The organism is Chryseobacterium sp. BLS98, from assembly GCF_001045445.1.
Lineage (GTDB): Bacteria > Bacteroidota > Bacteroidia > Flavobacteriales > Weeksellaceae > Chryseobacterium.
The window spans coordinates 375,423-396,592 of the sequence record NZ_LFNF01000005.1; the positions used below are offsets into that span (position 1 = coordinate 375,423).

The window sequence follows — 21,170 nt, forward strand, 5'->3', positions numbered from 1 at the left end:
ATGGCCATTAAAATCTTCAGAATAGGGGCTGTTGCAGCTATTTTAATCTTCAGCATGCTGATGCTGAAAACCATATCCCAATATACCGGTTTTGATAAAAACGTTGGCTTCCTGCAGTTTAAGCAAAAAGTAGTCAGCAATCCTTACTGGATGGCATTTTTTTATATCCATATCTTTTCAGTCACGCTTTGTCTCTTAGCAGGACTTACCCAGTTCTCAAACCGTTTTTTAGCAGAAAACAGAACTCTTCACCGCCTGATAGGAAAAATATATGTTTACAATATTTTAATCATTAATGTTCCGGCATGTTTTGTACTCGGATTATTTTCAAACGGCGGGATCATTGGAATCACGGGGTTTCTGTTGCAGGATGTTCTCTGGGCTTATTTTACAGTGGCTGCTGTTTCTTTCATTAAAAAAAGAAATATTTCCGCCCATAAAAAATATATGGCCTTAAGCTATGCAGTTACTACTACAGCCATTACCTTCAGAATTATTAAGAATCTTATTTATCAGGAAAACCTGCATGATTATGAGCTGTTTTACGGTTTAAATGTGTGGGTTTCCCTCATTATTAATCTGTCTGTAGCATACCTGATTATCAGGAATCAAAAAGGATTAGCGCTCAAAGCTGACATTGGTAATGAAAATAAAAAAAGCAATGAATAGTAACAGGGCAAAAGAGGCAATGAAGATCAGCCCGTTCCATACTGTTTTATATTGGGATTTAGCCGTCCATCGGTTGAAAAAGCGCATGATAACGTAAGCCAAACCGCCGAATATGGCCAGAATAAAAATCATAAACAGGAATTCCATAGAAATTAATTTTTATCAAAACTATTATTTTAAAATTAAAAAACAATACCCAGATTAATATTTGTAAAAAATAGACATTCCTGAAAATAGTATGGTTGAAAAACCAACGACGGCATTCGCTTATTGAGTTTGAAAAAAACGATTGGTCTTTATTTCAGACAGCTGAACTGATGTAGAAGGAATTCCAAACTTGATCAGCCTGTCGATAATATCTTCAAGGTGAGCACTGTCCTTGAGTACACATTCAGCAATGAGGCAATATTCGCCTGTAATCCTTTTACAGCTGATGATCTCGGGAAACTGTTTCAGATGGTCGATAAATACTCTGAACTCGTCATTTTTAAATTTAAGATGAATAATCACTTTCAGGCTGTATCCTAGAAGCCCATAATCAACATCTGCTGTAAAGCTTTTAATCACACCGGTATCAATAAGATTCTGTACTCTCTCTTTTGTGGCAGACTGAGACAGCGAGATTTTGCGCCCTATTTCGGCATAGCTTAACCTGGAATTTTCAATCAGCAAACTTAAAATTTTATAATCAAATTCATCTAAAACTATTTTCATCGCATTTTTATATTAAATCAGTGGAAATCTCCAAAATTATAAAATTTAACCGTTAAATCCATTTTAAAATACTATGAATTAAACAGAAATTTGACATAAAAAAATATGACAACAATTGAATTTTCCAACCATGGAAATACACCATTTGAAAAACTGATCGGGCACAACCCGGAGATACTGGCGAAATGGAACAGTCTTGAAGAGGTTTTCTTTAAAAATACAACATTAGATCCCAATCTGCTCGAACAGGTGCGAAGGTCTCTTGCTTTTGGAAACGGCTGTGAATACTGCATGGTGAAAGGCGGAAAAGCGGATTTCAGCCAGTCAGAGCTTAAAATATCTGTAGCCGTGAGTTTTGCCGAGCTTTTCTGTAAAGACCACCGTTCCATACTCAGAGATCATTTCAGTATGCTGAGGGAATTTTTTTCTGAAAAAGAAATCTCAGAGCTTTGTACGTTTGTCAGCTTTATCAGTGCTTCTCAAAAATTGGGAAAGATATTTAACCTAACGGAGGACTATCAGCCCAATGCCGTGATAAAAATGGAACATCTGTCTTAAAATTCAAAAAACCAACTTTTTTAATCCGAAATAGCATCTGAAAACAGTTGCTATTTTGTATTTATATACTCACCCCATGAATATTCTTAACCTCAGCCATCACGAAAGTACTGTGCGCACCCCCGATAGAATCCAGCGATCCAAGCTTATTGAACACAAAATCCTGGTAGTGCTTCATATCTCTTACCTGAACTTTAAGGAGAAAATCGAAATCTCCTGAAATATTATAGCATTCCGCCACTTCATCAATCTGTAAAACATCTTCAACAAACTGATTTCCTACCGCACGGTCATGCATTTTAAGCTTGATCTGGCAAAAAACAGTAAAGCCCCGGTTCAGCTTTTCAGCCTCCAAAACTGCTGCATAATGCTTGATGTACCCATCCTGCTCAAGCCTTTTCATCCGTTCAAAAACAGGTGACGGCGAAAGGTTGACCTCTTTCGCAAGCTCTTTTACGGTTAATTTGGCGTTTTTTTGAAGGATTCTGAGCAGCTGAAGATCCTTTTCATCAAGTCTTTCCACAGGATAATATTCTTTTTGGAGATTACATTTTCAAAAATACAGAATAATTAACTTAATAATAAGTATCGAGAAGAATTATTTTCTTATTTTCCAACAATAGACCAATGAATTCACTTTAATAGCTAAATTTATCCCGGATTTGTTCTTTAACATTCTTCATCAAACAGAATAGGTTTTACCTAACGTAGATTAATAGGGAATCGTGTGAGAATCACGAGCTGTCGCGCAACTGTAAGTAATACCCAAAGGTTTTATCCGGGAATATCCACTGCCAAAGCGGGAAGGATGATAAAACCGTTACAAGCCAGGAGACCTGCCTATTCTGAATGGACAATGCTTTCGCGGTCTGAAGCTTCAGGTCATACAGATGATACTTTTTGAGCGTACTTCACGTTAATAGGAAGATTACGTCCTTTTTGTATCCGTTTCATTCCCTGAAAACCCTTCCCGGCAGCATTGCGAAGCATTCTAAAGAGCTTTTAAAATCATTATTGTTTAATTTAAAAGTGTAAAACATGCAAACGCACATTCTTGGCAGCCCGCGTATTGGCCGCCACCGAGAACTCAAAAAAGCCTGCGAGCAATATTGGTCAGGCAAAGCATCATTAAATGAACTCCTTGAAACCGAGAAAACCATCTGCAGGCAGAACTGGAAGATGCAGCAGGAAGCAGGAATTGACCTGATCCCCTGCAACGATTTCTCTTATTACGATCAGGTTTTGGATATGACCTTAACTGTTGGAGCTATTCCGGAGCGCTACAGCGAAATCAGAACCTCACATTCTGAACTTGACCTTTATTTTGCAATGGCCAGAGGTTACCAGCATGAAGGTCTGGATGTTACCGCTATGGAAATGACAAAATGGTTCGACACTAATTACCATTATATTGTCCCCGAATTTCAAAAAAACCAGCAGTTCAGATTATTTTCAAAAAAAATCATCAGTGAATTTATCCATGCAAAACAGGCCGGAATAAATGCCAAACCTGTAATCATAGGACCTCTAACCTATCTTCTTCTGGGAAAAGAGAAAGAAGACGGCTTTGATAAACTTGACCTTATAGAAAATCTTCTTCCGGTATATATCGAAATTCTGAAAGAACTGGAAAGCCATGGAGCTGGTTGGATTCAGCTTGATGAACCTTTCTTAGGTCTTGACCTTACGGAAAAAGCAAAAGAAATTTATCAATCCGCTTATGCCGAAATCAGGAAACAGTTCCCGGATCTTAAATTCATTCTCGCGACTTATTTTGAAGGCTTAAAAGACAACCTTTCGCTGGCCGCATCGCTTCCTGCAGACGTTCTTCATATTGATCTGGTACGCTGCCCTGAACAGCTGGATGAAGTTCTACATACCATTCCTCCAACATTAAGCCTGTCTTTAGGCATTGTAGACGGAAGAAACATCTGGAAAAATAATTTTGAAAAATCTTTGGCCTTCATTGAAAAAGCAGTGAATACTATTGGTTCTGAAAGAGTCTTTATTGCTCCTTCATGTTCTCTTCTCCACTCACCCTTCGATCTTGATCTGGAAATTGACGAAAAAATGCTGTCTCCTGAAATTAAGCAATGGATGGCTTTTGCCAAACAGAAAGTACACGAGATTGTAGCCTTAAAAAAGCTGGCATCAGGAAACGCAGATTATCAGGCATTACAGCACTATGCAGAAAATAAAAAAGCTGTTGATACCCGAAAAACTTCCCCTCTCATTCATAATCAGAAAGTAAAGGACCGTGTAGAGGTAATCACTGAGGATGATGCACGGAGAAACAATCCGTTCAGGATTAGAAAAGAAGAACAGCAGAAAATCTTACAGCTTCCTTTATTTCCCACTACAACAATTGGTTCTTTTCCCCAGACCAAAGAGGTAAGAACCTGGAGATCAAAATTCAAAAAAGGGGACCTGACTGCGGAACAATATGACACCCTTCTAAAAAAAGAAAAGGAACGAACCATCCGCTGGCAGGAAGAAACCGGAATTGATGTACTGGTTCACGGAGAATTTGAACGCAACGATATGGTGGAATATTTCGGGGAACAGCTTTCAGGCTTTGCCTTCACACAAAACGGATGGGTCCAGAGTTACGGAAGCCGTTGTGTAAAACCTCCGGTCATCTATGGTGATGTTCACCGTCCGCACCCTATGACGGTTTACTGGTCACAATATGCCCAGTCTCTGACGCAAAAATGGGTAAAAGGAATGCTTACAGGCCCAGTCACGATCCTGCAATGGTCTTTTGTGCGTGATGACCAGCCTCGTTCTTTAATCTGTAAACAGATCGCACTGGCGATTCGCGATGAAGTAAACGACCTGGAAAAGGCAGGGATCAGAATTATACAGATTGATGAACCGGCCATCAGAGAAGGACTTCCCCTTAGAAGATCCGGATGGGAGGAATACCTGAAATGGGCAGTGGAAGCTTTCAGAATTTCGGCAAGCGGTGTGGAAGATGCCACACAGATTCATACGCATATGTGCTATTCCGAATTTAATGATATTATCCAGAATATAGCAGACATGGATGCCGATGTCATCACTATAGAATGCTCCAGAAGCCAGATGGAACTGCTGCAGGCTTTTGCAGATTTCAAATACCCGAATGAGATCGGGCCGGGAGTTTACGATATTCACTCTCCGAGAGTTCCTTCAAAAGAGGAAATGATTGAGCTGTTGAAGAAAGCACAAGCCGTTATTCCCGCACAGCAGCTGTGGGTAAATCCTGACTGTGGATTGAAAACCCGGCACTGGGATGAAACGGAAAAAGCACTGACTGCGATGGTAGAAGCTTCGAGGGAGGCAGCCACCGTTCATATAAAACAGTAAAGCTAAAAAGATAATGGTTATAAAGAGGCTGTCTCACTTTTGAGACAGCCTCTTTTATTTTTTTAAGTAAATATTTCTTAACTAGGCTAAGTTGATAATATTCACAAGATTTGCTATTAATCAAAAAATATTTTAGTTTAGATAAAAAAACGAATGACTAAATATTTTAATCAAATTTGTGAGTTTAGGCAAAACAATCCTATAATTAAGGGAAATGCTATCAAAACTGACAATCCAATTTTGGATGATGTTAAAATTGCCCTCAATAATTTAAAAGTAGAACTCGAAAGAAGATATAATAAATTTGATGGTATTGATTTTACTATAGAAATATCTAAAGGAGCAGCTAATTTCCCCAATGTAGCTCACGTTTGTATTCTTCCTCCCGGACAAAAAGTCTCAAACGGAATATATGTGGCAATTTGCTTCGATAAATTAGGAAGAGGAGCCGTTGTTGGCTGCGCAGAATCTAAAACCAATTCTAAAAATTTAAATATAGAAGTTAGAAAAAAAGGAAACCATATTCCTATTCTTGATGTGGATGGAGGTAGTGAAAAAACCAAATATAATAATGTGTATGAAAATCCAAAAGATTTTTATTATAAACTAGAAAATGTTGTCGAATTAGAAAATCATATCAAAACATCGATGAGTTTATGTTTATATAACCTTAAAAAAACAAGTGGCTCCAATTATCTTCAAGTTAAAAATTATTTAAATTCTACAATAAATGAGAATGAAATAGAATATTTTAATATAAATGGTATTATAGATGATAGAAAAAAAATTGCCATTCAAATTCATGCAAGGAGAGGACAAAAACTATTTAGAAAAAAACTTATTGAAACTTATAATAAAAAATGTGTGGTGACAAATTGTGAAATTATCGAAATGTTAGAAGCTGCCCATATATATTCTTTTAAAGGTTCTGATACCGATAAAATTCCTAATGGACTTTTATTACGTTCCGATATCCATACATTATTTGATTTAGGACTTATTAGTATTAATCCAACTAATTATTTTATTCAAGTAAGTAATAAGATAATTAATGATGAATATTATTCTAAATTACATGGACTGAGAATTAATCTACCTAAAAGAAGGGAAGATTACCCAAGTCAAGATTCTCTCAAGTATCATTTTGAAAATGTTTTTGAAAAATAGATTGTTATTAAATTATTATCAGTTGACTTCCAAATAAATTAATACTGAATAACTTACGATTTTCTCAATTAAAAACCTTAATTTTGCACCCCGAAATAAGGATTCTACAGTTATGAAAAAATTAGGCGAATACAGAAAGCTTCTTGAGGTTGATAAAACCGTTACTTTAAAGGAATTAAAGACCATTTACAGGAATACGATGAAAGATACGCATCCTGATAAATTTGCCAATGACGAAGCCGGAAAGCTGGAAGCGGAGGAAAAAAGTAAGTCTATCATTGAAGCCTATCACTTTCTGGTGAGCATTAATCCGGAAACGCAGGAAAAATATAAGGAAGAATATACTGAAACGATTACAAAATCCAATATTCAGGACTTTTATCTTGAGAAAGCCGTTTTGAAAGTTCAGCACCTGAATGGAAATATGTATGAATACCTTGGAGTTCCAAGAAATACATACATTAAAATGGTCAATTCCGATTCTCCAAGCCGTTTTGCAAGAAGACATATCTATGGAAGTTTTATCTACAGAAAAGCTGGCGAAGCTATGGCAGATTAATTTTCAAAATAAAATAAGTAAAAGGCTTTCAGTTATCCTGAAAGTCTTTTTTTATGGTTAAAATAAAGCTCTCAATCAATTAAAAAAGCACATCAGAAAATCTGATGCACTTTAATCCGAAGCTTGAAAAATATACTTTTTATAAGGTTACTACTATTTTACCCACTACCCTTTTTGTTTCCATTTCCAGATGGGCATTGGCCATTTCCTCAAAAGAGAAAACCCGATGGATATGGGGAATCAAATATTTATTTTCAAGTAAGTCTGCAATGGCCTTGATGGTTTCTTTTTTGGAAGCCACCATCATGAACTCAAGATGTATATTCTGTTTAGCTGCTTTATCCTGTATATCTTCCGGAATTTCAGGCGAAGGCAATGTTACAATGATTCCTCCGGGCCGCACTGCATCAATTGATCTCAGCAATGTTTCTCCCTGGATGGTATCCAGGACAATATCGATATCTCTAACGCTATCCAGGCTGTCTTTTCGGGTATAATCAATATGTTCATCCGCACCCATTGACAGAACAAAATCCTTATTACTGAGAGAAGAAGTCCCTATTACGTAAGCTCCGAAATATTTGGCAATTTGTACCGCAAAATGACCAACTCCTCCCGACGCCGCATGAATCAGAACCCTATCATTCTTTTTGATTTTAGCAAGATCCACCAGAGCCTGATATGCTGTTACCGCTGCCAAGGTAGCCGCAGCAGCCTGTTGAAATGTCTGATTTTCAGGAATCAGGGCCAGATGGCTTTCAGGAGCAGCCACATATTCTGAATAGGCTTTTCCATTCCCGAAAAAGTTGACCATTCCAAAAACCCTGTCTCCAATTTTAAAATCGCTTACTTCCTCTCCCGTTTCGCTCACCTCTCCTGCGATATCCCAGCCTAAAACTACCGGTCTTATATCACCGTATATCCAGTTCAGAACACTATCATATGCTCTGGCATTGACATCAACCGGGTTGATTCCTATTGCCTTTACTTTTACTAATACTTCGTTACTTTTTATTGATGGTTTTTCAGTATCAGTCAGTTGAAGCTTATCAACACCTCCTGTTTCATTTAAAATAATTGTTTTCATTATATTTTTACTTTAAGGTCAAAACAAAAGTAAATTAATGCTATATTACAGCCAAGTATGCACTTTTTTGTACCCTACAGACTAAAAACATACTATTACTGATTATCAATACATTAATTTTAATATAATCATGAAAAAATATTTAACCAACGAACCTTCCTGCCCTGTAGACTATGCATTCAGGAGAATTGGCGGAAAGTATAAAGGAAGAATCCTATGGTATCTTCATGTAAAAGCCGTCATGCGTTACGGTGAATTACGGAAAACACTCTCCGATATTACCCCGAAAATGCTTACTCAGACTTTACGCGAACTGGAAGACGACAGCCTTATCAGCAGAAAAGTATACCATGAAGTTCCTCCAAAAGTAGAATATTCTTTAACAGAAGTAGGCCGGCAGCTCATCCCTTTCATTGATTATTTACGGATATGGGGAAATGAGCAGATGGAAAAACAAAAGGCTCAACAAATAGTTTAAATCTCATTTAAGTAATTGCTCTAAAATTAAAAAGCGCCTCAGAAATCTGAGGCGCTTTTAGGTTAATTAAGATTGTTATATTAATCTACGTGCTTAGGAGTATATCCGTCATCACTTAGTTCTTTATGTACATAATCTGCCTTCATTTCGGCTTCGTAGTCTACTTTTTCATGTTTACCCATTCTTCTTAGAATTGAGTCGAATAATGAATACACTACCGGCACGATAATCAGGGTAAGGAATAGAGACGATGTCAAACCACCGATAACTACCCATGCAAGACCTTTGTTCATCTCAGCTCCTGCTCCGGTTGCCAATGCGATCGGTAACATACCGAAGATCATTGCAATCGTTGTCATCAAAATCGGACGAAGACGGGCGTGGTTAGCCTGAACCAATGCATCATGCGTATTCGCTCCTGCTGCTTTTCTGGCATTGGTAAAGTCTACAATCAAAATCGCGTTTTTCGCAACAAGACCAATCAACATGATCATCCCCAACATCGTAAAGATGTTCAGTGAATTCGCTGTCAAAGCAAGGATTACCATTACCCCGATCATTGCCAGCGGAATTGAGAACAATACCACGAACGGATACACAAAACTGTCATACAATGAAACCATTACCAGGTATACCAATACGATAGCCGCCAATAAAGCAATTCCTAAAGTACCGAAACCTTCCTGCTGGTTTTCCATATCCCCACTCCAGATGTAATCTACTCCTACAGGTTTGTTTTTGCTGTCCATGAACTGGTTAGCCCATTCATTAGCCACGTCACCCACAGGTCTACCCACAGCCTTAGCTCTTACTTTTACGGAAGGAGATTTATCTCTACGTTCAAGCAAACTCGGTCCTGAACCCATTTTCACTTCTGCAAACTGGCTCAGACGAACCTGCTCTCCCTGAGGGTTGGTAAACATCAGGTTTTTAACATCATCAATAGACTGTCTGTTCGCATCACCGAAACGGATGTTAATGTCATATTCATATTCTCCTGCTCTGAATTTTCCATCTGTATTCCCGTTAAATGCAGTCTGCATCGTTTGTCCTACGCTTGAAAGATTCAATCCTAAAGAAGCCATTTTATCTCTGTCGATATTCACCTGAACCTCCGGATTACCTGTATCTGTAGATAATTCAGCATCCACTGCTCCGGGAACTTTTTTCAGTAATTCTAAAATTCTCGTAGCTTCTTTTACTGCTGTTGCGTTATCCGGAGCTGTCACTACCATTTCGATCGGGGCATTTTCAGCACCCATAATACCGATTGGAGCAGTTTTAAACTCAACTCCTGTGAATTTTTCCTCTAAAGCTCTTTTTACTTTTGCAGCTTTGATGTTGGTACTTTCAGAACGTTCAGATTTATCTGTTAAGTTGACCTGAACCTCAGATTGGTACGTTGTAGCCTGAGCTCCACCGAAACCGGTAGACTGCTGACCAACTGTTGTGATCAGATCCACAACATCTTTATCGTTTCTTAAAAACTTCTCAACATCTAATGTCAGCTGGTTTGTTTTTTCAACGGTTGCATCTTTTGATAATTCCATCTGAACCAGGAACTGTCCACGGTCAATTGGAGGGAAGAATTCACCACCGATGAATCCGAATGCCACCAGCATAAATGAAGCGATCAAAACAATGAATGTAATCACCACTGTTGATATTCTTCTTAATGTAGATTTCAGACACCATTCAAGGATTCCTGTAATCCAGTGCGTGAATTTATCAATCAGTCCTTCAAACCAAAGGATGAATTTCTGAAACCAGTTTTTACCCGTTAAATGCTCAAGCTTACCAAATCTTGATGATAACCAAGGAATAATGGTAAATGAGGCCAACAATGATAACATGGTCGCAATAACCACCGTGACGCAGAACTGGGCAAGGATATTGGCCACAAGACCTGAACTCATCGCAATCGGCAAGAATACCACCACAATTACCAAGGTAATCGCCGCAACGGTAAACCCGATCTCTGAAGCACCATCATAAGCAGCTCTGATCTTACTTTTACCCATCTCCATGTGACGGTAAATGTTTTCCAGTACTACAATCGCGTCATCCACAAGGATACCTACCACGAGCGACAGCCCAAGTAAACTCATCAAGTTTAAGGTATAGCCCATTAAATTCATCCCGATGAACGTTGCCACCAAGGAAGCCGGGATAGAAACCATTACGATGAATGCGTTTCTGATACTGTGAAGGAACAATAACATCACAATCGCCACCAGGATAATCGCCAGGAATAAATCGAAAATAACGTGGTTGGCAGATTCAAGGGTAAAGTCTGTGGTATCGTTGACCACTTTTACTTTTATTCCCTGAACTTTATAGGCTGCTTCTACTGTTGCAATGGTTTTCTGAACACTTTCGGATACAGCCACCGCATTGGCATCAGACTGTTTTTTAACCTGCATCAAAATCGTAGGAAACTGGTTGAATCTTGCTACTTTTTCAGCATCTTTCTGAGAGTCGAAAACCGTTGCAATATCTGATAAACGCACCTGAGCTCCATTTTTATTGGAAACTACAAGGTTGTTCATTTCCTGAGTAGATTTATATTTTCCTGATAATCTGATGGTAGATTTTGTTGTTCTAGTCTTCAAGCTACCTGTCGGGAAATCAAGGTTTGAGGAAAGGATAGCTTGCTGTACGTCTCCAATCGAAAGTCCGTAACCCTGAAGCTTTTTCTCATCAAGATTCACCTGGATTTCTCTTTCCTGTCCCCCTACAAGATCAACCTGTGCCACACCGTTTACACGGGAGAAAATAGGTTCGATCTTTTTATCCAGAAGGTCATAAAGATCTTTACTGTTCAGCTTATCAGATGAAACACTCATCGTGATAATCGGTAAATCGTCCAGAGAGAATTTATTCAGGGATGGTGCGTCCACATCATCCGGAAGGTCTGCCAGAATTGCATTTACCTTTCTCTGGGCATCGTTCAAAGCATAGTCTACATCCGCCCCATCGTTCAGCTGAACCATAATAACGGATAAGCTTTCGTATGAAGAGGATTCTACTTTTTTCACGTTCTCCAGGGAACCAACGGCATCTTCAATTTTCCGGGTAACGGAGGTTTCCACCTCTGCAGGGGAAGCTCCGGGATATACTGTGGAAATCGTTACCATGTTGGTTTCAAACTTTGGAATCAATTCGTACCCCATCATGGTGTAACTCAAGATCCCGCCCAAAGTAAGTATCGTAAATAATACGATAACCAGCGAGGGTCTTTTAATCGATATTTCTGCTAACTTCATACCCTTTCTACTTTATAATATTCACTTTAGACCCGTTGTCTAAGTTGATCTGTCCGCTCGTTACTACCTGCTCACCTCCATTCAGCCCGCTTAATACCTGAACTTTATCTCCGTAAACTTTTCCAACCGTTACTTTGATCAGCTTGGCAACACCGTTCTGAACAACAAATAACTGACCTGAACTTACTCCATTTACGAATGCTTCTGCCGGAACAGTCAGCATATTTTGAGTTTCAGCTCCGTTGTTTGTTTTAAATGTAGCGGTAGCATACATCCCTGCTTTCAGGTTTCCTCTGTTCTGAACTTCAATTTCAACCGGGAAATTTAAAGAAGCATCACTTTTAGGTGCTATGAAGGTAATTCTACCTACGAAAGAATCCTCCGGTAAAACATTTACTTTAATCGGAACTTCCTGACCTAGCTGGATTTTCCCAATCTGGCTTTCGTCTACTAAAACAGATAGTTTCAGGCTGTTGATATTTACAATTTCAAACATTGAGCTTCCTACTGATACTACTGTTCCAGGCTCTACCATTTTTTTGTTGATGGTTCCGCTGATACCTGCACGGATGCTGGTATCGTTTACCCTTACACCCTGAGCTCTTACGGCTGCCTGTGCATTTTTCAACTGCAATCTTGAGTTATCAACCTGCTGTTTTGTAACACCTCCGGTTTTAAAGGCATTTTCATAACGCTGATTATCAACAATTGCATTTTGAAGATTATTCTGAGCCTGCGTAATATCAACTTCGATAGCATCTCTTTTGATTGTTGCCAGAGTTTGACCGGCAGAAACTCTTGATCCTTCTTTTACCAGAACGTTTACGATACGTCCTGCAATTTCAGAGGACTGGTTCATTTCCTGCTTTGGAATAAAAGTTCCGTTTGCTGAATAATCGGTATCAATATTTTCTCTTGCAACCGTTACAACGTTCACGTTGATCTTATCTACCTGTTTAGCAACTTCTTTTACTTCCTGTGTCTGTTTTTCTTTATTACCTGCAATCTTGTAGGCTGCCAAACCTATCAGCACAGCTGCTACGATGATATATATTAAAGTTTTTTTCATTTTAGTTTATTATAAGTTTTGTAGTGTGTTCAGTTCTCCTTTAGCTTTAATGAGTTTGATCTCAGCCTGCTTGTAATCCAGTAATGCATTTGAATAGTTCTGTTTTGCCTGTGTTAAAGCATTTTCAGAATCCAGTACTTCCGTAAGGGTTGCCAAACCGTACTGGTAGTTGGCCTGAGTATTTTTCTGTACTCTTTCTGCCAGATCCACATTATCTTTCATACTTTGAATATTAATCAATGCATTTTCCATATTGGTAATGGCATTTTTATAATCCAAACTAAGGCTTAACTGGGTATTCTGAATATCCACATCTAGATCCTGGATATCAATCTCAGCCTGGTTAATCTTAGCTTTTGTAGCGCCTCCTGTGAAAATCGGGATATTGATATTTAAACCGATTGCTGAATAATCGCTCCAAAGAACGCCATTATTAAGACCATTGGTTAAAGGAAATTTCTTACCCATTCCGGACCAGCCATAGTTTGCAGTAAGATTTACGGTAGGATAAAGGTAAGCTTCCGTGGCTTTTTTGTTGAATTGAAGAAGCTCTCTGTTTTTATTCAGTACTTTAAGCTCTGTACGGTCTTCCAGGTTTACATTACTGGCAATAAGTTCCGGCTTCGGCTCTATTGTTTTCTCTTCAAGCTCAATATCCGTACTTATAGGAACCCCCATGTAGAATTTCAGAGCATTTTTTGAAAGCTCAACAGAATTGATTAGTTGCTGTTTATTCGAACCGATATTGGTAAGCTGTACGTTGGTACGGTCTAAGTCGATGGCTTTTGCCAAACCGTTATCCACCAAACTTTTGATTACATTTCTTACTTTTTCAGTATTGGCATAGCTCGCTTCCACAGTTTTAAGGTTTTCTTCCTGTACAAAAACCTGGTAGTAAGCTGTTGCTACATTTTCAATGATCTGTTCATTGGTTAACTGGGCATTCAGAACGTAAAATTCTCTTGTGGATTTTGCCGCTTTAAGACCTGTGAAAACTCTTTGGTCAAATATGGCCTGCTGAAGCTGAACTACAGCACTTGAGCTCCATGGCTGTCCCAGCTGGGCTCTGATCCTTTCACCTCCAAATTCTAGCAAAGATTCCTGAATAACAGGGTTATAAGTTAATCCTGCAGTAGCGCTTATCTGTGGTAGGGCGCCGGCTCTGGCCTCATCAATCTTATATTCAGCTTTTTTGATCTGCAATGCCGCTTTTTTAGCTTCTGCCTTATTCTGCAGTGCCTGCTTGATGGCTTCCTGTAAAGAAACCTGCTGCTGGGCAGAGACCGATGAAAAGCCGAAAATCATAAATGCTGCAGCTATCCCAATTTTTAGCTTTTTAGCAGTTATACGTTTTCTTTTCATAATTTTATACTTCGTTTATTTTTTAATGTAGTTTTTCTTTTCAAGGCTTTTACTTCTAAATGACGGATCATTTCATAAAATACCTTAACATTTTTTTAATTTTTGAAAAGCATATTAATAATGATGTCTTTTCTTTCAGAAATGATTTTATCATATTCCTCATCACTGATCATGAGATTCTCCATAAATAGAGGTCTCACAGCACTTGGAAAAACAAGTAATGAAACCATATTCAGAATAAACTGAACGGGAGCCATTTTTTCTATGTTTCCCAACTCCATTTCTTTTTCGATGTCTTTATAAAGGGTTTCCAGTACGTCTTCTTCTATGTCTTTCTGATGACAATTTCCTTTATTGATCTGTGAAACGATGTAAGTTTCCAGATACGGATACTGAAGGCTGGTGGAAAGACTGCCTTCTATAAATTTGCTGATCTTTACTTTGAAAGGCAGATCCGCATTCTGGATAATTTTAGATTTTTCCTGTTCCACCCGCTGGGCCTCATCAAAAATGATCTGAATCAGATTATCTCTTGAACGGAAATAATAATTAATCAGTGTCCTGTTTACACCGGCTTCATCTGCAATCTCCTGGGTAGTAGCATCAAACTTCCCTTTCACAAAGAATAAATTCTTCGCTGTCTCTTTGATCAATTCCTGTGTTTGGTCTTTTTTTGCTTGATTTGACATTATTGTTAAACAATTTTGTGCAAATGTAAATTAAATTTTATTTTTGACAAAATTGTTAAACAAAATAATTAAACAAAATTGTTATGATTTGCATCATGTTTTGATGATTTAAAATAGGGGTGATTAATCTGAAGAGAAAATTTCAGGTATTAAAAGACTTCGGCGGCCCAAGGGGCCGCCGAAGTCTTTATAACTATATTAAAAATAATAAAAAAGGCTATCTTAACGACAGCCTATATTTTTATAATAATTTTATTTTATCTTCTGAAATATCAACGATTTTGTCTTTATAAAGTCCGCCGAGTGCTTTTTTGAAATTCTTTTTGCTCATCTGAAGCTCGTCTTTGATTTCTTCAGGAGAAGATTTGTCCGAAAGATAAAGCAGACCATAGTTCTCTTCCAGCTTATTCAGAATTTTCTGCTTGAATTCATCTATATTTTCAAACCCTTCCGGTTGCAGAGAAACATCAATTTTGCCATCTTCACGGATCGCCTTGATATATCCGCTTTCTTCAGATAAAGGATACAGTTTCTTGAATACATCCGATGCATATACAAGCCCGATATATCTTTTATTGATCACCACATTCCAGCCCAGCTCACTTTCATTCATCATAAGTAAGTCTACTTTATCCCCTTTTTGAAAAGGAAGATCCTGATATTGGGGATTTCTTTTGAATTTTGTGGTTCCTGTAATCAAATCCAGATCTTCATCTACATAAAGATAAACCAGGTATCTTTTCCCTTCAATAATTTTGGATTTCTGCTGTTTGTAAGGGATAAAAAGATCTTTAATAATTCCCCAGTCCATAAAGGCTCCGCTTGGAAGACTCTGTACACAGCTCATGACAGCATACTCGCCTACTTCAGCCAATGGAATTTCAGTGGTTGCTTTTAATTTGCCGTCATCCTGATAGACAAAAACTTCAACATCGTCATCAATTTCTTTTTCATCACTGGTGAAAACCTTAGGCAGGAAAGCTTTTTCACCTGATTCATCCGTCAAGATCCATCCTGAATTGTTTTTATCTGAAATTTTTAAAGTCTGGGTTTTTCCGAGTTGCATTGAATATAAAATTAGCCACAAAGGTACGGAAAATTGAAGATTTTAAACTATACATCCTGCTTTCCTCTTTATCTTCCGCTATTGTACGACATTAAAATGTGTCTGAATGTCTTTTAATTTCTCGTCTATCTTACCCAACAGCTCATCAGAGAGATGATGAAGGTTAAAATAATTTTTCAGTGTAGAAGCCAGCTGATCCGGCCCTGAAATCTCTGAACTTTCTTTTCTGCCGTCATTCCGGCGGACATTCAATGTATTATTAAAAAGAGCATATCTGGCTTCTTCATCCACCCTTGTAATCATCAGAAATTTAATGAATACGGAGCCCGGACCGGTAGCAATATACCAGTTTGCCATTTCCAGATCTGAGAATTCTGCCTCTTCCAGTGTAAATTTATAGATTGGCAGCCATTCATCCTTTAAAACTTCAAGTCTGTAAAAACCATCTGTGTTGATGAGCCTGAATAGCCCGTTTGGTGTTTCCTGCTCAATATCTATTTTCAATACAATCGGGGAAGTAAGGGTCATGGAACCGAAGCCGACATCAACAAGGTATTTAACATTATCAATATCCGTGGTAAGGAGCATATGGGAACGCGCAGTTCCGGTTCCGTCTTTACTGCCCCATACGACTCTCGCCAGATGTATTTTTATACTGAAACCGAGACTTTCCAAAACATTTTTGAACAATAGATTCTGTTCATAGCAATACCCTCCTCTCTGAAGCTTTACCAATTTGTTGAATATATCTTCGGCCTGCAATGAAGGTACCTTTCCTGTAAACGAATCCATATTTTCAAATGTGATATTTTCAGGATGCAGGCGGTGAAGTTTTTTCAGAAGTTCTAATTTCCCGATATTGTCTTCCAGGCTTCCTGATCCGATTCTTTCTAAATAAAGATCCAATTCCTGATTTTCCATAATTTAAAATTTATTCTTATTCAAATATCGGGATTGTTGGTATTTAAAAATAGGTCAAAAGAGAGAATTATATGGACAAATCAATCATTTTTTCTATACCACAAAAAAAAGAGAAGCTTGTGCCTCTCTTGTATTTATTTCGGGAGCTGTGGAGCTCTCATTTTGTATTGATAACTGTGCAGTGTTTTCAGGAAGTTTTCCAAATCCGTGAGTTCAGTATCGGTAAGATTCAGTTTTTCCAGCATACCGGATTTTTTCGGGGCCAGCGGGCTGTCTCTGTTTCTTTTTTCGTTCGGCATTCCTGCGTTGTACATATTCAGGACTCCCCTGATGTTCGGAAACAGGCCGTTATGCATATAAGGAGCCGTCTGCGATACCTCTCTTAAAGTAGGTGTTTTAAATTTCCCTACATCTTCATTCTTTTTACTGATATTATAAAGCCCGAGATCTTCATATTCCCTTCCGAAATAGGTAAGACCTACATTATGAAATTTCTGATCTGAAAAATAAGGTGTATTGTGGCAATTGATACAGTTCGCTTTTGTTCTGAACAGATGAAGTCCGTTAATCTCCGAATCCGTCAGTATATCCTTCTCACCTCCTACAAATTTGTCAAACTTTGATTTTGGACTGACAATCGTTCTTTCAAAAGTAGCAATGGCTTTAACGATATTTTCTTCTGTAATTTTATCATCACCAAAAGCTTTCTGAAAATACTCTTTATAACCTTTGATCTTGGCAATTCTTTTCACAGCAAGCCTTGAATGAAGATTCATTTCCACCGGATTTTCTATAGGTGCTTTTGCCTGTTCTTCCAGGGTTGCAGCCCTTCCGTCCCAGAAATATTCTTTGGCGTAAATAATATTCAGGATTGTGGGTGTATTTCTTGTTCCCTGCTGCCTGTCGTGGCCATAAGCTACCCTTCTTCCATCTGCCCAGGCCAGTTCAGGATCATGGCAGTTGGCACAGGAAATCTGTCCTGATGCGGAAAGCCTCGGATCAAAGAAAAGTACTTTTCCCAACTCTTCCTTATCTTTGGAATAGGGATTGTCTTTGGGAAACTCAGGTTTGGACATAGGACCTATATCTTTAAACCCTTCTTGGGCTTCATCAAATAAATGAGGTTTCGGCCAAAGGTCGTAATTTCCGCTTCCATACAGGTCTCTCAATTCCTGATTGGTATACCCTTTCCGGATATTTCCAAAATCAGAAAAGGAATAAATGGCAAACAATACTGCCGAAAGCGGCAAAAAATATTTCTTCATCTTCTAATAAAACAGGGATATGCCCGCATTAAAATACAGATTCGGGTTTCCGTTGTATTCTGTATTCTGTTCCAGTCTTTTGTTCAGCGCGAACAGTGTTGCAAAATTAGTAAATATTTTCAGGTCTGTTTTAGAAGTTACCTTCTGATAAAACTGAAGTCCGAACTGAGGTCCCATTTTTGAAGTACTGTCGAATTCATGATCGTTCCGGATCACATTATCATACAGCAAAGTATTGGACGAGGCCGTCTGGTAATCAAGGCTTGTACTTAAAGAAAAATAAGACATTGCTCCTACTTCCAGATTTACTTTCTGCTTGTCTGTAAAGTAAATATCTTTATTGAATTTCAGATTAATGCTCAGGCTTTTCACATATTTATACGTTGAGCCAAGGAGATCAATTGCGGAAAAGTCGCTGTAAACTGCTTCCAGTGTAGTTCCCAGCTTTATTTTTTCCCCTTCTCTCAAAAGAAAATGGTTGGCCGTTGCTACTCTGTCCAGTGTCATCCTGTAGTTTTGCCCGAACTCTGCATTATTGTAATTGTCACCTGTAATACTTTGGAAATTCACGTTGGACATGAAATCCATTTTGTCTCCTTTGTACCAGTAATTGGCATCCGTACGGTAATTGACCAAACGGTATTTCATTTTTTCCAGGCTTTCGTCAAAGTAGGTGGATCCTACTGCTGAATTTCTTTTTTCACCATCGTTTCCGAAAAGGTCCTGCATTTTTTTGCTGTAAGAAAAATTGATGTTGAAGAAATTTCTCCCGTTCTCAAATGCATATCCTCCTCCAAAGTTTTTATCAATAGTTCTGTAACTGTAATCCGTATACGACGGGAAATAAATCAGCCTGCCGTATCCGTTGGAAAATCTTACGTAATACTCGTTATTTGCCGGTGCATTAACAGATTCATTCACTGCCATCAGATCATAGGTTTCTGATCTCCTTCCCAAACCTCCGAAAACTGAAAGCTGATGTTTTCCCAAGCGGTACCCGGCAAATAACTTCCCTGAATAATCTGCCGTATTGATATCCGGTCTCGGATCGGATTTTCTGTATGAACTCTGGTTTTTATAATCAATCACAGCTCCAAGTTCAAGGCCTTTCCAGGCATTATAGGACATTCCTCCCTGTACATGGTAGTTTTGTGTTTCCCAATTGGCTTTTTTAGGTACAAAAAGATAATTCGGGTTCAGTACGGGCTGATCCTCGGTTCTTCCGTTCGTGAGATTGAAACCAAGATTTTTTTCTGTGATAAACTGATAGTCAAAACTTCCTAAAAGTCTTAATTTTTCAGAGATATTAAAGATGCCCTGTGTTTTAAAACCATATTCGTAAGAGCTTTCCGCTGTTTGTACTCTCTTCATATTGAGATCCTTTACCATAGCGCTCAGTTCAGTTTCTGTAAAATCTGAAAACTTCTGCTTCGAAAACTGGATGGGGTTTTCCCATATTCTGCCTAACTGGTTGTAATAGACCTGGTTTCTTGGGATAAAAATGCTGTCATGCAGCTGCGCCGAAGCACAACCGAATGACAGTATAGGAATTATATATAAAGTCTTAAATTTCATTTCCTTTTATTACTGGAAACCTCTTGGGTTTGCCGTTTGTTTTACAAAATCGTTTGCTGAGTTGTTGGTATCTTCCAGAACTTTTCTTTTGCCTCCGTTATTAGGAAGATCTACCAATGCTTTTGTCTTTCTGATCACAGCCTGGGAATTAAAGGCAGCATCACAGGCGATGGATGCAGCATCAATGGAAGCACTTAGCATTTTTGGTCTCTGAGAATTGGGATTATTGTGCTGAAGATCTACCCCGTCAATAATGGCGCTGTTTGGAATTTGCTTAAAGTATCTGGTATTGGAGTTAACGGTTGTTACCGACGGATCGGAATAATTAGGAAGTGCATTCAGATCATCAATTCTGAAGATCACAAAGCTGTCTCTTCCTAAGTTGTCCATAATAAAATCGTTATTCGGGCTCCAGTATCCTGTTCTTCCCCAGTAAGCAATCTGCATATCCGGTACTGCGGGATTCTGAATATCAAATTTATAAACGGGCTGACCGATAGAAAGATTATAATCTCCTAAATACACTTCAAAATTAGCGGTACTCAAATCTACCGTCAGTGAAGGGTTTTGAATGGTAATCGGGTTTCCTGTGTTATCTACTAAAGGTGCTTTGTGATTCACTCCGTTTTGGGCAATCACAATGCTTTCTCCTGGCAAAATCGGATATTGTGTTCCGTTTCCTGGAACTTTTAAAATATAATCAGCATAAGCATAGTCTGTATTGGCTGTATTTCCCATCGTCATACCGATAGATTTGCTCCAGTCGAACTGTCCGTTAGCCTGAGAATAACTATTGTTGGTTGCCGTATTTACTTTTCCATAAAGTTGTCCAATGTAAAGCCCATCTGCATAGATGATCTGATCAGAGTTGTTATAAATTTCAATAAACTGGTCTCTGAAACTTGCTCCCTGCAAAGCATGTGATCCGGCATAATAAATCTGCTTAATCAAAAGATCACCTACTCTGGCTCCTTTCACCTCTACGAAAGTGGATTGTATATTGGCGCTGACAATGGCATTTTCCTGAACCCCGTTAAAGCTCATTTCCCCGGAAGCCGCCTGGTATCCGAATGTTGTAAGAAATTCGTCTGCAAGCATTTTTTTAGATACGGTAATTTTGTAAGTCCCTGGAATAACATTCTGAAAATTGGCATATCCATTCGCATCAGTATCCAGTGTATAAGTGTCCCCTGAATTATTATTGGTCATTACCACCGTTGCTTTTTTAGTCTGCTTATCTCCGTAAACTGCTTTATCATATGATACCTTTACCTGGTAAGCAACCGGCTGCAAAGAGGTACCGCCGTTTCCAAAATCGTCATCACGACAGGAAACAAGCATCAGTATTATTGTTAAAAAACTCAATAACTGTTTCAT

The 21,170-nt window shown here is 38.4% G+C and carries 19 protein-coding genes and 1 riboswitch; of the genes, 6 read left to right on the top strand and 13 right to left on the bottom strand.

Going from position 1 to position 21,170, the window contains the following annotated elements; translation table 11 throughout:
* On the top strand, positions 1-669 hold the full coding sequence (locus ACM40_RS19100; protein ID WP_048504365.1) for a DUF2306 domain-containing protein: 669 nt from the start codon (positions 1-3) through the stop codon (positions 667-669).
* Here the strand turns inward: ACM40_RS19100 and ACM40_RS20430 are convergent.
* Together ACM40_RS20430 and ACM40_RS19105 are read right to left on the bottom strand one after the other, a co-directional pair.
* Entirely contained in the window at positions 619-816 is a 198-nt protein-coding gene (locus ACM40_RS20430) for a hypothetical protein (RefSeq protein WP_131705391.1), read from the bottom strand. The two genes, ACM40_RS19100 and ACM40_RS20430, sit on opposite strands and share 51 nt — an antisense overlap.
* Positions 817-936: 120 nt before the next feature.
* On the bottom strand, positions 937-1,383 hold the full coding sequence (locus ACM40_RS19105) for an Lrp/AsnC family transcriptional regulator (protein ID WP_048504366.1): 447 nt from the start codon (positions 1,381-1,383) through the stop codon (positions 937-939).
* A gap of 105 nt (positions 1,384-1,488) precedes the next feature.
* Between ACM40_RS19105 and ACM40_RS19110 the strand changes: the two genes are divergently transcribed.
* On the top strand, positions 1,489-1,941 hold the full coding sequence (locus ACM40_RS19110; protein WP_048504367.1) for a carboxymuconolactone decarboxylase family protein: 453 nt from the start codon (positions 1,489-1,491) through the stop codon (positions 1,939-1,941).
* A gap of 61 nt (positions 1,942-2,002) precedes the next feature.
* Here the strand turns inward: ACM40_RS19110 and ACM40_RS19115 are convergent, their stop codons facing one another.
* A complete protein-coding gene (locus tag ACM40_RS19115) occupies positions 2,003-2,464 on the bottom strand; it encodes an Lrp/AsnC family transcriptional regulator (RefSeq protein ID WP_048504368.1) in 462 nt (153 codons plus the stop codon).
* A gap of 153 nt (positions 2,465-2,617) precedes the next feature.
* Positions 2,618-2,800: riboswitch (cobalamin riboswitch) on the top strand.
* A gap of 179 nt (positions 2,801-2,979) precedes the next feature.
* Here ACM40_RS19115 and metE point away from each other — a divergent pair.
* From metE to ACM40_RS19130, 3 genes are all read left to right on the top strand, one after another.
* Positions 2,980-5,289 (top strand): 5-methyltetrahydropteroyltriglutamate--homocysteine S-methyltransferase, encoded by a 2,310-nt coding sequence (gene metE, locus ACM40_RS19120; protein ID WP_048504369.1) that lies wholly within the window; start codon positions 2,980-2,982, stop codon positions 5,287-5,289.
* A gap of 153 nt (positions 5,290-5,442) precedes the next feature.
* A complete protein-coding gene (locus ACM40_RS19125; protein WP_048504370.1) occupies positions 5,443-6,456 on the top strand; it encodes an HNH endonuclease in 1,014 nt (337 codons plus the stop codon).
* Between the two features lie 112 nt (positions 6,457-6,568).
* Complete coding sequence (locus ACM40_RS19130) at positions 6,569-7,015, top strand: KTSC domain-containing protein (RefSeq protein ID WP_048504371.1); 447 nt, start codon at positions 6,569-6,571, stop codon at positions 7,013-7,015.
* A gap of 139 nt (positions 7,016-7,154) precedes the next feature.
* Here the strand turns inward: ACM40_RS19130 and ACM40_RS19135 are convergent, their stop codons facing one another.
* Positions 7,155-8,102 (bottom strand): NADP-dependent oxidoreductase, encoded by a 948-nt coding sequence (locus ACM40_RS19135; RefSeq protein ID WP_048504372.1) that lies wholly within the window; start codon positions 8,100-8,102, stop codon positions 7,155-7,157.
* 130 nt (positions 8,103-8,232) lie between these two features.
* On the opposite strand from ACM40_RS19135, the gene ACM40_RS19140 reads away from it, so the two are divergent.
* On the top strand, positions 8,233-8,580 hold the full coding sequence (locus ACM40_RS19140) for a winged helix-turn-helix transcriptional regulator (RefSeq protein WP_048504373.1): 348 nt from the start codon (positions 8,233-8,235) through the stop codon (positions 8,578-8,580).
* 80 nt (positions 8,581-8,660) lie between these two features.
* Here ACM40_RS19140 and ACM40_RS19145 read toward each other — a convergent pair whose 3' ends face one another.
* The 9 genes from ACM40_RS19145 to ACM40_RS19185 form a co-directional block, all read right to left on the bottom strand.
* Positions 8,661-11,846 carry an efflux RND transporter permease subunit gene (locus ACM40_RS19145; protein ID WP_048504374.1) on the bottom strand — a complete coding sequence of 1,062 codons (3,186 nt, stop codon included), beginning with the start codon at positions 11,844-11,846 and terminating at the stop codon, positions 8,661-8,663.
* Between the two features lie 7 nt (positions 11,847-11,853).
* Positions 11,854-12,915, bottom strand: a complete 1,062-nt coding sequence (locus tag ACM40_RS19150) for an efflux RND transporter periplasmic adaptor subunit (RefSeq protein WP_048504375.1) — start codon at positions 12,913-12,915, stop codon at positions 11,854-11,856.
* Positions 12,916-12,924: 9 nt separating this feature from the next.
* Positions 12,925-14,277 (bottom strand): TolC family protein, encoded by a 1,353-nt coding sequence (locus ACM40_RS19155; protein WP_048504376.1) that lies wholly within the window; start codon positions 14,275-14,277, stop codon positions 12,925-12,927.
* 95 nt (positions 14,278-14,372) lie between these two features.
* Complete coding sequence (locus ACM40_RS19160; protein ID WP_048504377.1) at positions 14,373-14,966, bottom strand: TetR/AcrR family transcriptional regulator; 594 nt, start codon at positions 14,964-14,966, stop codon at positions 14,373-14,375.
* Positions 14,967-15,207: 241 nt separating this feature from the next.
* The gene (locus ACM40_RS19165) at positions 15,208-16,032 is read right to left on the bottom strand and encodes a S1 RNA-binding domain-containing protein (RefSeq protein WP_048504378.1); all 825 of its coding nucleotides are present in this window, start codon (positions 16,030-16,032) and stop codon (positions 15,208-15,210) included.
* Between the two features lie 78 nt (positions 16,033-16,110).
* Positions 16,111-16,953, bottom strand: a complete 843-nt coding sequence (locus ACM40_RS19170; RefSeq protein ID WP_048504379.1) for an arylamine N-acetyltransferase family protein — start codon at positions 16,951-16,953, stop codon at positions 16,111-16,113.
* Between the two features lie 134 nt (positions 16,954-17,087).
* On the bottom strand, positions 17,088-18,218 hold the full coding sequence (locus ACM40_RS19175; protein ID WP_048504380.1) for a cytochrome-c peroxidase: 1,131 nt from the start codon (positions 18,216-18,218) through the stop codon (positions 17,088-17,090).
* A gap of 3 nt (positions 18,219-18,221) precedes the next feature.
* Positions 18,222-19,793 carry a DUF6850 family outer membrane beta-barrel protein gene (locus tag ACM40_RS19180; protein ID WP_048504381.1) on the bottom strand — a complete coding sequence of 524 codons (1,572 nt, stop codon included), beginning with the start codon at positions 19,791-19,793 and terminating at the stop codon, positions 18,222-18,224.
* Positions 19,794-19,802: 9 nt separating this feature from the next.
* Positions 19,803-21,170, bottom strand: coding sequence for a DUF4876 domain-containing protein (locus ACM40_RS19185; protein WP_083996905.1), 1,368 nt, complete (start codon positions 21,168-21,170; stop codon positions 19,803-19,805).